Genomic DNA, 15,137 nt, shown 5'->3' on the forward strand with positions numbered 1-15,137 from the left:
CTTACTTGGCGTTTTTAACCACAAATTTAAATAAATTATTCATATATTTTGTATTCGGATTATTATGTAACATTTCAGGGTGCCATTGAATTGCTAGAACCGTACCTTGTTTATTTTCTAGCCCTTCGGGCACGCCATCACTTGCATCAGCAACTTCAAGTAAATCTGGAGCAACATCTTTTATCAACTGGTGATGAAATGAGTTAACCATGCATTCAGTTTTGCCTAAAGTTTTAGCTAGTAAGCTGTTTTTCTTAATAGTGACTTTATGGGTAGGTAAATCAGGCGTATGACCCTGCTCATGTTTCACAGTTTGTTCTGGACGATAGCTAAGATCTTGGTAAAGACTGCCACCATGTGCTACATTAATGATTTGAGCACCTCGGCAAACTCCAAGAACCGGTTTACTGGTTTCTTCCGCAATCTTTAATAACAACATGTCAAAATGATCTCGCTCAGGCCAAATCGGCCCTATTTTGGGCGATAATTCTTCACCATATAGATGAGGGTCAACATCGTGACCACCACTTAAAATAAGACCCTGAACATATTCCATTTGACTCTTTATAACTTCATCATTTTCAGTAAATGGAATTATGAAGGGAATTCCGCCATTTTTAACAACAGAATCCACATAGTCTTCATTGACATAACTACGTCTATAACCAGGAAACATTCCACCAGAATCAATCATTTCAGATCCGGCAATACCAATAATTGGTTTCGTCATTTTTTCTCCTCATTTAAGCTGATACTAATAGTTATTAATATTATAATAGTTATTATCAATTTAAGTGTATCTTTTGTTTTTAAATCTTTTTTTGCAGAAGTATAATAATAATTTATAGTTATTTATGTAAAAAATTAACTCTTATTTACTTTTCGTAGTAAAATATTCAAGTTAAAAATTTTGAGCAGGTTATTTCTAAAAGAGTGATGCAGCATGAAAGCAGTCAATAAAATCATTAAGCAGCAAAAAATAATGTGGGCTACTCTTCTAATTTTATTTTTAGTTTGTGTGATTTGTCGCACCCTGCCAAAAATATCCGATGTTAACTGGCAAACAATTTTATCTTTATTTAGTTTAATGCTTGTCACACAATATTTGATTAACATTAAGGCATTGGACTACTTAAGTCAAAAAATCATCAATCTAGCTCATACCCATAGACAAGTTACTCAGTTATTAGTTCTATTAGCAGGATTTTTAGCTATGTTTTTAACTAATGATGTTGCGATCCTAAGCTTAGTACCATTATTTTTAGTTATTCACAAGCAGGTTCATGGGCCATTTACTTTTCCTTTGGCACTAATCACAATTGCAGCAAATCTAGGAAGTGCATTGACTCCTTTCGGTAATCCACAGAACCTCTATCTATACAATCACTATCAGCTTTCTACGGCTAATTTTTTCAAAATTTCACTCCCATTGTTCCTAGTTAGTTTTGTTTTAATTTTGTTAACAACATTTGTAATTCCAGCAACTCCACTTCCAGTTTTAAAACAAACAGACTATGAGGTAAAACCAATTTCTCTAATCATTGCTTTTGCACTACTAATAGTTACACTTGCAGGAGTACTTCATTTCGTACCGCTAATTTATACCACCATAGCAGTAACAATAGCCATCATAGTCATAAACCATTTGCTTTTTACAAAAGTCGATTATGGTACTCTAATTACCTTTATCGGTTTTTTCTTAATAGTCGGAATTTTGGGCAGGCAAAAGCTGATCATTAACACTGTCACCCAACTATTGCATCAGAATTCTCTTATCACTTATCTGACAGGTATAACATTAAGCCAAATAATCAGCAACGTTCCAGCTACTTTTCTCATGACTCGATTCAGTACAGACATAGTCTCAATTTTTCTCGGTGTGAATGTTGGCGGTCTAGGAACTCCTTTAGCTTCATTTGCTAATTTGTTAGCATTAAAACAGGCACATGCCCATAGTAGTCGAATATCAATAGGTTTTTTAGCCTTTAACTTTATTTTATTAATTCTACTGGCGGGAATAGTCATGCTACTATTACCTCAATTAATAGAATTTGGTTCTCTTTAGAGACTTTATTTATTTTTGAGACTATTTATTTCCTGGGAAATATTTTCAATGTCAGTAAATGAAGCGTTAGGATCAGAAATCAGTTGGTCTAATTTAAATTGTAATAAACTGATTTGATTAGCAGTCTTAGCATTTTCTTTACTGGAGAAATCGCTAGGAGTTATTAACTTGTGATTTTTTATTTTCCAAGAAGTAAAGTTTAAGTTTTTTAACAGGTTCTGATCGTGAGAAACTACAATAACAGCAAACGGATAGTTTCTTAAAAATTCTTCTAAAGCATTAATAGATGAAATATCTAAAAAGTTGTCCGGCTCATCAAGTATCAGCAAGTTATGTTCACCTAAAAGCACTTTTGCCAATTTATAACAAACCAGCTGTCCTCCACTCAAAGCACTAACTTGCTTATCAAAAGACCTTTGCAGATGTAAGTCACCTAAAAGCTGCATTGTAGTGGTTTTATTAAAAATGCTGTTTTTATATATTACTTCTTTTACTGTAGCTGTTTCTTTAGTTTCCTGCGCCATATTCTGTTTGAAATAGCCCATTTTTAGCTGTGGATTAAGCCAGACAGCCAATTTGTTGTGAAATAATTTTGCTAAAAAAACTGATTTTCCAGCACCATTTTTTCCAGTTAACGTTATTTTTTCTTTTCCTTTGATTTTCAGTTCTTTAGTTATACTGAATAATTGCTTTTTATGAACAGCAACATCTTGAGTCTTGATTCTGACTATGCTGCTTTTCTGTGACAGCTCCAGGTTCATGTTTTCAATATTACCCAAAGTGATTGGATGATGAACTTGTGGCTTTTCCAGCGTTGTTTCTGCTTTAGCTATACGCCTTTTCAGTAAAGTACTTTTACGAAAAAGACTTTTCTCTAAACCGCTACTATCTTTTATTTTCCAATCAGACCAGGAAATATTTTTCTTTTTCTTAGTAGATTTTTTAGCCCTGGTTTCAAATTCTTGTTGGTTCTTTTTTAGTCTTTTAATCTCAACTTGTTTTTGAAAATACTGAGTGTTCTGCCTTTTTTCTTGTACTCTAAGAAATTGCTGGTATTCGTCATAAGTACCTTTAAATTCATAAACTTGCTGGTTTTTGATCTGCCAAATAACATTGACAAGCTTGCTTAAAAAAGTCTGATCATGACTTATTACTAAAAGTGGCTGTTTTAAGCCGTTTAAGACTTGAATTAACCATTTCTGTTGCTCAATATCTAAATTAGATGTCGGCTCATCCAAAATTAGCAGAGAATTCTGAGTTTGATTTATCTGAAGTAATGCTTGAATAATAACTGCTTTTTCCTTTTCTCCACCACTTTGCTCACTGTTATTTAAAATTTGGGGTACTAAAATAGTATGACAATTTCGTTTAACTTGCCCTTCTATCCCAAAAATTATAGGCTTTTCAGCAATAATGTTGACCAAGGTAGTTTTACCTACACCATTATCACCTATCAAACCAACTATTTGTCGGTCTTGAACATTTAAATGTGGAGCTTGAAATAAAACCTCACCTTGATAATCTACTTTAAGATTAGTAATTTTAATGTATTCCATATTTACACCTGCTTTTTGCTAAAGAAAAAGCACTGATAACCAAATTGCCCATAATTTGATTAGCAGTGCACAAAAAGCCAGTGAAACTAAAGAACCACCTTAATAGAGAACAGTACTAATTTCTGATTATCGGCAAAAATGCGTGATAAAAGCATTGGTTATCAAACTTTTTTGCTTACTAATAAAATCAGAACTTAATTCTCCATTTTTGCAATACCTTCTTTTCCTAAATTGTCTTAACTATATCATATTTCTTTCATTTTTCAACAGCCCAATTATTCAACTTTTTCAAAAATCTCACATACCATTGGTGCCTGTGGATAAAATTTTTGACCATTGGCTTTAAATTCTTCTTCAAAGAATTGATCATGAACTTTGCGCCAGTACTGATAACTGCGGTCTCCTTCACCTTCATGATAAGCATGTTCTGCGGAAATTTGATTATAAGGAATAATTTCTACCACTTTATCTTGGACAACACAGACAGGTTTGCCTTGACCATCGAGAATTATGTTCCAATCGCCAACTTTAGTCATATCTTCATCGCCTGGTACATATTCTGAAGTTGTAGCAGTTTTTATGCCTCTCCTAACTAACTCAGCCAATTCATCTGCATCTTTTTCATTAGAACCAAAAGCCCAAGCTTCAACTTTAGTGCCTGCAGGCAAATTATGCTTAAGACAAAAATCCTGCCAAAATAGTTTTACTTCTTTGTCCATTATAGCCACCATTCTGGGGTTAGTTCGCCCATTGTAGCGACTTTGTCTTTTTCATAATCCAGCATAATTTCAACTTGTCGATAATCTTTTTCCATGAGTTGAACAATAAATTCGCGACAAGCACCACATGGAGCTCCATTTTTACCATCTGCCATTAGTGCTAAAACCCGACTAATTTTAGTTTCACCATTGGTAATCATATTAAAAAGAGCATTGCGTTCTGCACAAACGCCTAATCCACACGCTGTGTCAACGCAAACTCCTGTATAAATTTTTCCCGATTCAGCTAAAACAGCAGCAGCGACACCACCGGCTTCCATATGAGGTCCAATTGCGGTGAAACCTTGTGCTTTCTTAGCTGCTTCATACATTTTTTGCCATTCTTTATCCATATTTTTCCTTCATTTCTTTCATAAACCAGCTATAAAATTTAGCTCAAATTTTCTTTGACATGATATCAAACTTATAGATGCCACCATTTGAATGTACCATTTCAGTATTTCTTTTGACATAGCCAGCTCTTTGGTAGACTTTAATTGCACGCAAATTAAAGTCAGCAACGGATAAAACAATTACTTTATAGTCATAGTTATTTTTGACAAAATTTTCAATAACAGTAATAAATTCGCTGCCTAGACCATGACCAGTCAATTTGGGAGCCAATCCTAATCCTATTTCAACTTGCTCTTCTCTTTGTTCATTTTGATCAAGACAAAAGAAAGCAACTAAGTTGTCGTCAGTATCCAAAACTTGAAAGTAATTATTTTTGCGTAACTCTGGAGACATTATTTCGTCATAGTCTTCTTGATCATTTTTCATATCATAAAAAGCATACTACCCGCTGTAATGCCATTCATCTGCAATAATCATGGCATTCTTTTGTGACAACAATGATATCTTTTGAAAAATGCTTTTATTCATTTCTTCACCTCTATACTCTTAGATATTAAAGTCTAATTAATTATTAAATATACTGAAAACCCATCCAAAAGGCAAATTTAGCTAAAAAAATCCGCTTTTGCTCACACAGAAGCAAAAACGGAAACTAAGATTTTATTGTTTATCTTTAATTAATTGCTTGTCCACCAGTTGCACCATAAACTTGTCCAGTAACATAACTAGCTAAATTAGAAGCTAAGAAAATATAAATGTGGGCTATTTCATCAGGTTGACCTGCACGATTTAATGGTTCTTCTTGACCAAATGTTGCCAGAGCATCAGTTGGCTGACCACCACAAACCTGCAAAGGAGTCCAAACTGGACCTGGAGCAACGCTGTTAACGCGAATTCCTTTAGGAGCCAAATCCTGAGCCAAATTCACTGAAAAACTGACAATTGCGGCTTTAGTAGCGGCATAGTCAAGCAATATTGGTGTTGGACTGAAACCTTGCAAAGAAGTTGAAGTTAAAATTACGCTGCCCGGTTTCATATGCGGTACAGCTGCTTTAGCCATTTCAAACATCGAGATAATATTTACTTCAAAAGTATCGTGAACTTGATCAAGTGACAAGTTTGCCAAGCCATCAGCATGTTGCTGAATAGCTGAGTTCATTACTAGTAATTCTAAGCTACCAAATTCTTTAACCGCTTTTTTAACAACTTTTTCAGCTTCGCCACGTTTGCGGAAATCAGCTGGCAACAAAACTGCTTTACGACCAGCCTTTTCAATCAACTCAGCGGTATCTTTTGCATCAGATTCTTCTTCTGGCAGATATTGAATAGCTACATCGGCTCCCTCTTTGGCAAAACCAATTGCTACTGCACGACCAATACCTGAATCACCACCAGTGATAAGAGCATGCCTATTTTTCAATAAACCATGGCCTTCATAGTCAGCCATATCTCCTGCAGGTGTTGGATCCATTTTGCTTTGCAGTCCAGGATATTCTTGTGATTGCTTAGGCATATCATCATGATAATAACTTTTTAATGGGTCTGATAATTTATTGTCCATTTGTACTTTCTCCCTTCAATAAATTCAATTTCAAGATACCGCTTTTATAATAATAAAACAAAAATATTGCTTATTAATTCACATAAGAACATTATCTTTGCTCATTCCAATACAATGCTTTATGATTAGTTTATTAGGTATAAATAGGAGGAAATATTTAATGTTTAAATCATATAAAAAGTTCTGGCAGAATATTTTTAATTTTTCTGGCACTGCCAATCGTTCAGAATATTGGTGGCCAGTAATTATAAACTGGATTCTCGCTTTTGTGTTGATGCATTTAGTTGAAAGTTTGTTAGGCCATTCAATTAATGATATTTATAATTGGGGTGACTGGAGTATTAAGACTAGTTCTCTCATTATTTCCTTCGTTGTCTGGATTGCAATGCTATCTTTGCGTTTTCGCCGTTTACATGATACCAATCACTCTGGCTGGTGGGTTCTAATTATGATAGTACCAATAATTGGAGATATTTGGTTTATTATTCTAATGTTGCTGCCATCAAAAGCAAATAATTACGATTAAAATAATGTTAATCTTTTGCTTCAAACCTGCCCAAGTTGCTTTGTTTAAACTTAAATAATATAAATTATGTGTAATAATGTACCTTTAGTGCAGTTATTGCACTTTTTCTTTTCCAGACAATATTTCCGCTAACCACTTTTTGCGCTCATCCCTGCATACGTCCATACTATGTTTTTTCGCAGCTTCATTATAAAAATTAAGCTTACGATTAATTACTTCCATTGATTTATCCAGTACTTTCATTTGTTCTCTCACTTTTTGTTTCTGTTTTAAAAACATTTCCTTGCGCTGTTCAACCGTATCAATACCATTCTCTGCTAGTTGAAGATAATTTTTGATTTCCTTAAGTGGCATTCCCGTTTTTCTTAGATAAATAATCGTACTAATCACTATCAGATCATTTGGTTCAAATTCACGAATTCCATTTTCATCACGTTTAACAAACTTTAATAAACCAATTTTTTCATAGTAGCGTAAAGTATATGTACTAATTCCCAGCAATTCGCTGACATCTTTAATTCTAAATTTTTTCATTAGTATCTCCTTTTTAGCAACTTCACCAAGATAGGATAAAGCACTTAATTTTTATATTTCACTCTCAACTAAACTAAACGACATTTATTAAAAAATTTGACTTAGAGTTGCTCGAACCCATTATACTGAACATTAATTACAAAAAGGGGTGTAATTATGAATTTTTTAATTTTAGCGGCTAATGGTCAAATAGCTCGAATCGTTGAAAACCGCATACTTTCTGAAGATAATTTTCAAGATATCAATTTAACTCTGGGTTTGCGTAATCCTCGTCGCTTAGTTTCATTGGAATCCAAAGCCCGAATAATGGAAGTTGATTTAAATAACAACCAAGCTGTCAATAAAGCCATGTATAAACAAAATTTAGTTTTCGTTGACGTTGTAGATCATACTAAGGATAACACCATCACTAAAAACGTAATTGAAGCGATGAAAGTTAACCATGTTTCACGTGTAATTTTTGCTAACATTCTTGGCATATATAACGAAGTTGGAGGTGAATTTGGCCGGTGGAATCATCAATTTGTTATGCCAGGACTACAGGCTGCCATTAACTCGGACAAACTTTTAGCAAGATCTGGCTTGCATTATACTACTTTACGTTTACCCTGGCTCAATGATCGTAATGAAATCAAATATTCTATTACTACTCATAATGAACCTTATATTGGTGTTTCAGGTTCACGCAAAAGCATTGCAGACGCAATTTTAAAAATTGTTCGAAATCCTGCATTATATGATAATGACAGCATTGGAATTGCCGATCCAGATACACAGGGAAAAGATCGACCTGTTTACTAAAGAGTCAGTATAAATGAAAACAGGAGCATTTATTAAACTAATCAAAGTGAATTAAAAGAATGTCCTATGCCCAAACTTCAACCAGAAAATGATGCAATTTTAAAAGTTGTTCGTTCCTCTGTATACGAATCCGATTTATTATGATTCTGTGGTATATCAAAATTTTCTGCAAATTCAACTTCGAAGCATGAAACATCGAGCGTTGTTGAAAAAATGGGCAAAAAATGTTGTTGATATTCAGCTGGAGACTTTGTGATTACATCATTTACACATGGTCGTGGTCAATGTTCAATCTGTTTAGCAAGATTCGATGGTAATCATCTCAATGAAGGTCATTTTATAATAGCGTTTATCAGTCAGACTATCTTAACTTTCATTACGCTAACTGGGTATTACTCAGAATATCTAGGAAGCGTACATATTATAATTAAGTTTCACATGAAACAAAAATTGACTATCATGTATTAATCCAGTGATAAAAGTGTATAATCTGTAATTTTTTAACTGATATATTTTTTCCCTTTCCAGCAAACAAGTAGCTGACTATTACTGAGTCTAACAGCATTTACAAACCAAACTTTTGCCAGTATCTACTGAAAAATTTATTCAGTTAAATGATAATATGTAATTTAGTAACTGTTTTTATTATAAAAGTAATTCAATTATTTACTTTAATTCGTATATTAGCTTGATCTAGTAGCAGCTTTTTCAAGATTTATAATATACAATATCTTAATCGTATATAAAATATTGATATAATTATCATAAGATAAATAATATTTATATTAAATTAATCACTTGTCTATGATTAAAATTTTTATATAATTTAAAAGGTACCGGTACAAAAATTAAAAAGCAAAGGAATGATTAATTTTAAATTAAGAAAATAGCAATCTCAGAACCGACTGCTTTAGCTTTAAGTCTAATTGCAATTTTTATGTTTAAAAAATAGAGTGTAATTATGGAAACAAATAAACAAAAGCTAACAGCAAATCAAAAAAGATCTAGAAGTAAGCCCAAATACTTTAAACTCTATCAGTTTTTTGCATACTTCTTCTCCATAATGATAAGCAGTAATTTGGTTGAAAAATTTTTACCGAATTGTTCGCCATTTTGGGCTAGTGGTAGAAATCTTCTGATATTTTTTATTTGTATTGCAATATATTTTATATTTTTTACTTTTACAGATAAAGCTCTTGACTATTTCTGTTCTAAAAACAACATTTAAACTATAATTTCGGGTGCAGATAAATCATCAAAATGTGATTTATCTGCTTTTTTAGTAATTTCAATAATTTACTTTTTCAAAATATAAAAAAGTGGTTTATTGCTTATTTAATAAATTCAACTATATGTTGCCGAAATTTTTGAAAGCAAAAATAAACCATGACCTGCAATCAAGGTTGCAAGTAATTAATATTAGCTAGTCCAACTTTTAATTCACTAAGTCCAATTTAGTCAAGCTAAAGCTGATAAATCTTAATTTTATCTTAGCTAATTTAGCCATAAAAATACCCCCCAAATTTGTCCTAAATTTGGGGAGGTCACATTATTTTGTAATTACTCTTTCTTTTCGTCCAAATATTAACACCTGTCCTCTAGCTACATATTTTGATAAAATACGAACTTTTATAACATAAAATAACATTTTCGTTCTTGCATAGTTGCTAATTTTATTTTATTCTTATTATTGTCACATATGATAATAATCAAACAAAAAGTGAGGATACAATGTCAAGTTTTCAAAAATACTATGCTAGACTAACTGAAATTGCCGATTTTTTACTTCATAATCCAGAACTTGGTTATAAAGAATTTAATACATCTAGAAGGATTGAAGATGAAATTAACAAAATTAGTCCTGAGTTAAAAATCGAACATTATCTAGATACAGGGTTAAAAATAACGTTAACTAATGGTAGCCAGAAAACTATTGGAGTTATCGCTGAAATAGATTCACTCTACCAGCCTAATCACAAATTAGCAGATGCGAATACTGGTGCTGCTCAAGCTTGTGGCCATTATACACAAGTCACTACCGCACTGGCAATTATGAATGAAATAATTACCAATCACCGACTTAAAGAGTTTGGTGCTAATTTGGCATTTATCTTCACTCCATCTGAAGAGTTCGTCGATCTTGCTTGGAGAAAACAACAAAAAGAGGCAGGCAAAATAGATTACTTCGGTGGTAAGCAAGAAGCTATCAAACTGGGTATTTTTGACGATATTGACTATTGTATTTCAGTTCATGCAATAGGTGAAGATTTTGATGAACGAACTATCGAAATTAATTGTGATCTCGCAGGCTTTAATTTTGATTATTTTGATTTTTATGGCAAAGCTAGTCACGCAGCCTTCGCTCCAGATGCAGGTATTAATGCTCAAAGCATAGCAACACTATTCAATACTGCTTTAGCTTTGCAACGTCAACAAATTAAGGATCCCAATCGTATAAGATTCAATCCAGTATTTATTGGAGAAAATCATGAATCAATTAACGTAATTCCTGATCATATTAAAATGGGTACGGATTTAAGATTTTTTGACATAGACAATGCACAAAAACTAATGAACCGTTTTAAACAGGCAGCAGAAGGTTGTGCATCAGCACTTGGTGGTTCTGTTGAATCTGAACGGCAAGTTGGCTACCTGCCTTTGATTTCCAGTAAGAGTATGAGTGCTATAGTGAAAGACGTCTTTTCTGCAAATGAAAAAATTCCTGGTTTAATAGAAGACCGGGGCTACACAATGGCAGCAGGTGATATCGGAGATGTTAGTTTCTTAATACCAACCATTCAAATCGGTTATGGCGGTTGGAACGGAACAATTCATGGTGATGATTTTACTTTAGTTGATCCTGAATTTGTACTAGCAATTTTCCCTGAATTTGTCTTTAACAGTATTCTTAAGATTTCAAATAACTTAGATCAGGTAAAAACTTATAAGAAAACAAAAGAAGAATATCTAACTGAATTAGAAAAGATGGCAAAATAAAATGAAATATTTAAAAGCATATGGTCCGCTAATCATTTTAGTGTTGTTAATAGATACAGTTTCTGAAATGATTAGTACCCAAGTATTTAAAATCGGCAAAATTGAAATCTCTATCTTACCTCTAGTATTTGCGGTAATTATTGCTATTTTAGTTTATTTAATCCCAGCAAAGCCTATTAAAAAACTTTACAATGATAAACGGGTGAAATTTGCCGGTAAATACATGATTCTTATCATGTTGCCTTTAATGGCACGTTATGGAGCGAATGTGGCCCCTAAAATCAACGAAATTATTTCTGTTGGTTGGGTTTTTCTAGTCCACGAATTAGGTAATTTAGGTACGATTATCTTCGGTTTACCTGTAGCGCTATTACTTGGCTTAAGAGAAGAAGCTATAGGTTCAACCTTAGGCTTAGGCCGTGAAGGTGAACTAGCATATATTAGTGAAAAATACACGCTAAATTCCCCTGAGGGTCGTGGCGTACTCGGAATTTATTTAATTGGTACCATTTTTGGTTCAATTATCTTTTCAATCCTAGCTCCACTTCTTCTAGGCATGGGCTTTAACTATAAAGCTGTTGCAATGAGTGCCGGTGTCGGTTCTAGTTCAATGATGACTGCAGCTTCATCGTCTTTAGCAGCTTTGGTACCAAAACACAGTGACACTATTTTGTCCTTTGCCGCGGCCAGTCAATTGCTAACTAGTTTTATTGGCACTTATATCATGTACTTCCTAGCAGTGCCTCTGCAAAGATTCATGTACACACACATCACCAGCCTACTAGACAAAAAGAAAGAAGTTTATCCAGATCATGACTAAAGAAAACAATTTATATGAATTATTTAAAGATGCAGTCATTCTTTTAATTAGTGTTAGCTTAGTATTATTTGTTCAATGGGTTAAATTAATCAGAAATCCCAAAAGCACACCAATTACTACTGACACATTCATTGGTTTAGGTATGTTATGGCTTTTTTCACTACTAGGCATAGTTATTAGTATGCTGATGAAAAAAGTGCCTTGGAAAATCATTCAGGGCTTCCCTATTCTAGGCTGGGTTTCAATTGTTTCTCTAATTTTTTGTTTGCTTAGTCCCTACTGTGTTCGTGTTATTAATGCTGTAGACTTCCTTTCACTAACAACCTCTGTTCTAGCATTTGCTGGAATATCAGTTACCCACCGTTTGAAAGAATTGACTAAAATAAGTTGGAAGATTTTAATCGTCGCAATTTTTGTTTTCTTTGGTATGTACTTTATGGACACCTTAATCTCACAAATTGCCCTTAATCTTAGTTAAAAGTAGTTTTTAAAAAGCCAAAAGTCGCGATAACTTTAATTAGTTTAAACGGCTTTTTATTTTTCCTTATATATAATTTAATAAAAATTGGAAGAAAAGCCATTTATATATTCCATTTTACTAAGATAACTGCAGTTCTTAATTTTTAACTACAGATTTAAATCAAATTTTTTACGTTATTTCCTAGTTTGGTAATATTTCCTGGGAAATAATACACAATTGTCTGCTTTAACTATTTGGTTCATTCCTTTTTCAGTTTCACATGAAACAATATAATTTTTAGAAACATATATTTTCAATATCTGTAAGGATTAAAAAATACTATAAATATTTTTGATCTGCTTAAAATTTTTAGACAATAAAAAGGCAACTATGATAATTACCATAGTTGCCTTTTTTAAAGCTCTCAAGCCAAATAATCTGTCAGTCCCACCTTTAACCGTTCTAAGCCATCTTTAACCATTGTTAAGGGACAAGCAAGATTCATACGCAAAAAGTCGTGACCATTTCCGCGATAAATACTTCCGGGTGATAAAACCAGACCGGTTGTTTTTTCTAAGAATTCCGCTAATTTTTGCGAATCGCTACTAATTTGACTTACATCAAGCCAAATTAAGTATGTTGCTGCGCCTGCAACTACCTTAACTTGTGGAAGGTTCTTATTGATGAATTCTTCAGCATAAGTGAAATTAACATTTAATTGCTTAATCAATGCCTCTAGCCAGTTGTGACCATGTTCATAGGCAGCAATTGTTCCAGGAATAGCCAGCAAATTTGGTTCAGCTACCTCATCGCTATTAAGACCGCGATTAACCATAGCGCGCAAATTACTATTTGGTACAATCACTGTTGCTGCGTGTAGTGCAGCAACGTTAAAAGTTTTACTAGGTGAAACTAATGAAACAACGTTTTCGCGTGCAGGATTATTTACTGAAAAAGCTGGGGTATAGTCTGAACCCTTGCGCACTAAGTCGCCATGAATTTCATCGGACAAAAGAACTACATGATACTGATAGCATAGATCTGCAACTTTTTGTACCTCTTTTTGAGTCCATACCTTACCAATAGGATTATGAGGATTACAAAAAATCATCAGTGTTGTCAAAGGTAAAGCTAATTTCTGTTCGAGATCGTCCCAGTTGATTGCATAATTTTCGCCATCAAATTGCAAGTCGTTAGATAAAACATGTCGGCCATTATTTTCTATTGAATTGTAGAAAACATTATATACAGGAGCTTGGACTAAAACGTTATCGCCAATGTGGGAAACTCGTCTTACAATTGCAGAAATTGCGGGTACCACTCCTGTAGTAAAAATCATCCATTCCTGCTGAGGCCGATGACCATGTTCTTTTTCGTACCAGTCAGCCACCGCTTTAAAATAGTCATCTTCAGGCCACTCGTAGCCAAAAACACCGCGATCGACTTTTCTTTTCATTGCGGTAATTATTTCGGGTGCTGTTTTAAAATCCATATCAGCAATTGACATTGGCAAATCACCCTTTTTGACATGCCATTTGACTGAATCTGTATCTCTTCTATCTGGTGCATTAACAAAATCATACTTATCCATTATTTCTAATCCTTCGGTTTCTGATTTTCATCTGAATGATTAACTTTCGCATCAATTTTAGCACAATCAATTTCAGTTTCACTAGGAGTTATTTTTTGAGGATCTAAAATTAATTTACCAATTGCAGGGGCAGAAATTTTACCAGAAATTGGATTTTTCACACTGTCAATTTTGCTTGAAATTGCAGCATTAATATTAGAAACATATTCAAATGCTAAGTCAGTATGAATTAAACTGGTATTTTTCAATTCCAGATGGTCAATGTAATTAAGCCCCTGGTCGCTTTCAATTTTACAATTGATAAACTTGATATTTTGTCCGTTCCATGCCAAATATTCACCATCTATTATCGAATCATACACAGCAACATTTTGACAATTCCAAAAAGCATCTTTAGAAATAAAGGTGGAATGATGTACTTCAATATTTTTAGCTCCGTCAAAAGCATAATTACCAATAACACTAACGTGGTCAAGATAGATGTTTTGACTGTCTTTACCAAAATAGTCACCGTTAACTTGACTATTGGTAATTCTAATATCTTTACAGGTCCACATCGTTTCTGCAGCATTAGCAAAATGAACATTGTCTAGGACTATTTTTTCTGCTCTCCTAAATAATTTCGGAGCCTGCAAAGCAGAATTTTTAATAGAAATATTTTTGGTATACCATATACCACTTCGCGCCATAGTTTCAAATACAGTATTATCCACATTAATGTCCCTGTCATACCATAATGGATATTTCCATTTAAAGATAGAATCCTTGATATCAATTTTACTGGCTTCCTTAAGCGGCGACTCACCTTCACCAAAAGTAATTCCTGCCAGTTGTGAATTTTTTAGTCCAAAAAGAATTCTTTCACCTTCAAAAAAATGATTTTTGATAATATTCATTCCGATCTCTTTTCTCTTTTGTATTTCTGAATTTTTTAATTTTTTGTATTGTTACCAGGAAAAACCCTAATTCTTTATTATCCTCTGAAAAGCTTCCAACTTAAAATGCTATTTGATTAGGTTCCTTTATTACAAATAGTTATAACAAGCATATCATTGGCTCCGTACGTATTTTATCATTTAGTTAAAAATTCATTGTATATTTGTAAGCTATATGA

At 33.2% G+C, this 15,137-nt stretch carries 15 protein-coding genes; 6 read left to right on the forward strand and 9 right to left on the reverse strand.

Annotated features, from left to right (window positions below; translation table 11 throughout):
- Position 1: 1 nt before the first annotated feature.
- Positions 2-730: a gamma-glutamyl-gamma-aminobutyrate hydrolase family protein gene (locus tag LACWKB10_RS02545; protein ID WP_034978445.1), complete on the reverse strand. Its 729-nt coding sequence runs from the start codon at positions 728-730 to the stop codon at positions 2-4.
- A gap of 213 nt (positions 731-943) precedes the next feature.
- On the opposite strand from LACWKB10_RS02545, the gene LACWKB10_RS02550 reads away from it, so the two are divergent.
- Complete coding sequence (locus LACWKB10_RS02550; protein WP_052060248.1) at positions 944-2,065, forward strand: SLC13 family permease; 1,122 nt, start codon at positions 944-946, stop codon at positions 2,063-2,065.
- Between the two features lie 5 nt (positions 2,066-2,070).
- Here the strand turns inward: LACWKB10_RS02550 and LACWKB10_RS02555 are convergent, their stop codons facing one another.
- From LACWKB10_RS02555 to LACWKB10_RS02575, 5 genes are all read right to left on the reverse strand, one after another.
- Positions 2,071-3,621, reverse strand: coding sequence for an ATP-binding cassette domain-containing protein (locus tag LACWKB10_RS02555; protein ID WP_034978448.1), 1,551 nt, complete (start codon positions 3,619-3,621; stop codon positions 2,071-2,073).
- Between the two features lie 275 nt (positions 3,622-3,896).
- Positions 3,897-4,340 (reverse strand): ASCH domain-containing protein, encoded by a 444-nt coding sequence (locus LACWKB10_RS02560; RefSeq protein ID WP_034978452.1) that lies wholly within the window; start codon positions 4,338-4,340, stop codon positions 3,897-3,899.
- Positions 4,340-4,732, reverse strand: a complete 393-nt coding sequence (locus tag LACWKB10_RS02565) for a cytidine deaminase (protein ID WP_034978454.1) — start codon at positions 4,730-4,732, stop codon at positions 4,340-4,342. Before LACWKB10_RS02565 ends, LACWKB10_RS02560 begins: the two co-directional genes overlap by 1 nt.
- Positions 4,733-4,775: 43 nt before the next feature.
- Complete coding sequence (locus LACWKB10_RS02570; RefSeq protein WP_235191487.1) at positions 4,776-5,159, reverse strand: GNAT family N-acetyltransferase; 384 nt, start codon at positions 5,157-5,159, stop codon at positions 4,776-4,778.
- A 247-nt stretch (positions 5,160-5,406) separates the two neighbouring features.
- On the reverse strand, positions 5,407-6,294 hold the full coding sequence (locus LACWKB10_RS02575) for an SDR family oxidoreductase (RefSeq protein WP_034978456.1): 888 nt from the start codon (positions 6,292-6,294) through the stop codon (positions 5,407-5,409).
- Between the two features lie 160 nt (positions 6,295-6,454).
- Between LACWKB10_RS02575 and LACWKB10_RS02580 the strand changes: the two genes are divergently transcribed.
- Complete coding sequence (locus LACWKB10_RS02580) at positions 6,455-6,820, forward strand: DUF805 domain-containing protein (RefSeq protein ID WP_034978458.1); 366 nt, start codon at positions 6,455-6,457, stop codon at positions 6,818-6,820.
- A 93-nt stretch (positions 6,821-6,913) separates the two neighbouring features.
- Here LACWKB10_RS02580 and LACWKB10_RS02585 read toward each other — a convergent pair whose 3' ends face one another.
- Entirely contained in the window at positions 6,914-7,354 is a 441-nt protein-coding gene (locus tag LACWKB10_RS02585) for a MerR family transcriptional regulator (protein WP_034978461.1), read from the reverse strand.
- A gap of 156 nt (positions 7,355-7,510) precedes the next feature.
- Here LACWKB10_RS02585 and LACWKB10_RS02590 point away from each other — a divergent pair, with 156 nt between their 5' ends.
- From LACWKB10_RS02590 to LACWKB10_RS02610, 4 genes are all read left to right on the forward strand, one after another.
- Positions 7,511-8,155, forward strand: a complete 645-nt coding sequence (locus LACWKB10_RS02590; protein WP_034978463.1) for an NAD(P)H-binding protein — start codon at positions 7,511-7,513, stop codon at positions 8,153-8,155.
- A gap of 1,731 nt (positions 8,156-9,886) precedes the next feature.
- Positions 9,887-11,152, forward strand: a complete 1,266-nt coding sequence (locus LACWKB10_RS02600; protein WP_034978471.1) for a M20/M25/M40 family metallo-hydrolase — start codon at positions 9,887-9,889, stop codon at positions 11,150-11,152.
- A gap of 1 nt (position 11,153) precedes the next feature.
- Positions 11,154-11,972: a DUF3100 domain-containing protein gene (locus LACWKB10_RS02605; RefSeq protein ID WP_034978475.1), complete on the forward strand. Its 819-nt coding sequence runs from the start codon at positions 11,154-11,156 to the stop codon at positions 11,970-11,972.
- Positions 11,965-12,450 (forward strand): hypothetical protein, encoded by a 486-nt coding sequence (locus LACWKB10_RS02610; protein WP_034978478.1) that lies wholly within the window; start codon positions 11,965-11,967, stop codon positions 12,448-12,450. Before LACWKB10_RS02605 ends, LACWKB10_RS02610 begins: the two co-directional genes overlap by 8 nt.
- Before the next feature lie 406 nt (positions 12,451-12,856).
- Here the strand turns inward: LACWKB10_RS02610 and LACWKB10_RS02615 are convergent, their stop codons facing one another.
- A complete protein-coding gene (locus LACWKB10_RS02615; protein ID WP_034978480.1) occupies positions 12,857-14,023 on the reverse strand; it encodes a MalY/PatB family protein in 1,167 nt (388 codons plus the stop codon).
- 5 nt (positions 14,024-14,028) lie between these two features.
- Positions 14,029-14,919, reverse strand: a complete 891-nt coding sequence (locus LACWKB10_RS02620; protein WP_034978483.1) for a DUF3737 family protein — start codon at positions 14,917-14,919, stop codon at positions 14,029-14,031.
- Between the last annotated feature and the right edge of the window lie 218 nt (positions 14,920-15,137).

This window comes from Lactobacillus sp. wkB10, assembly GCF_000760615.1.
Classification (GTDB): domain Bacteria; phylum Bacillota; class Bacilli; order Lactobacillales; family Lactobacillaceae; genus Lactobacillus; species Lactobacillus huangpiensis.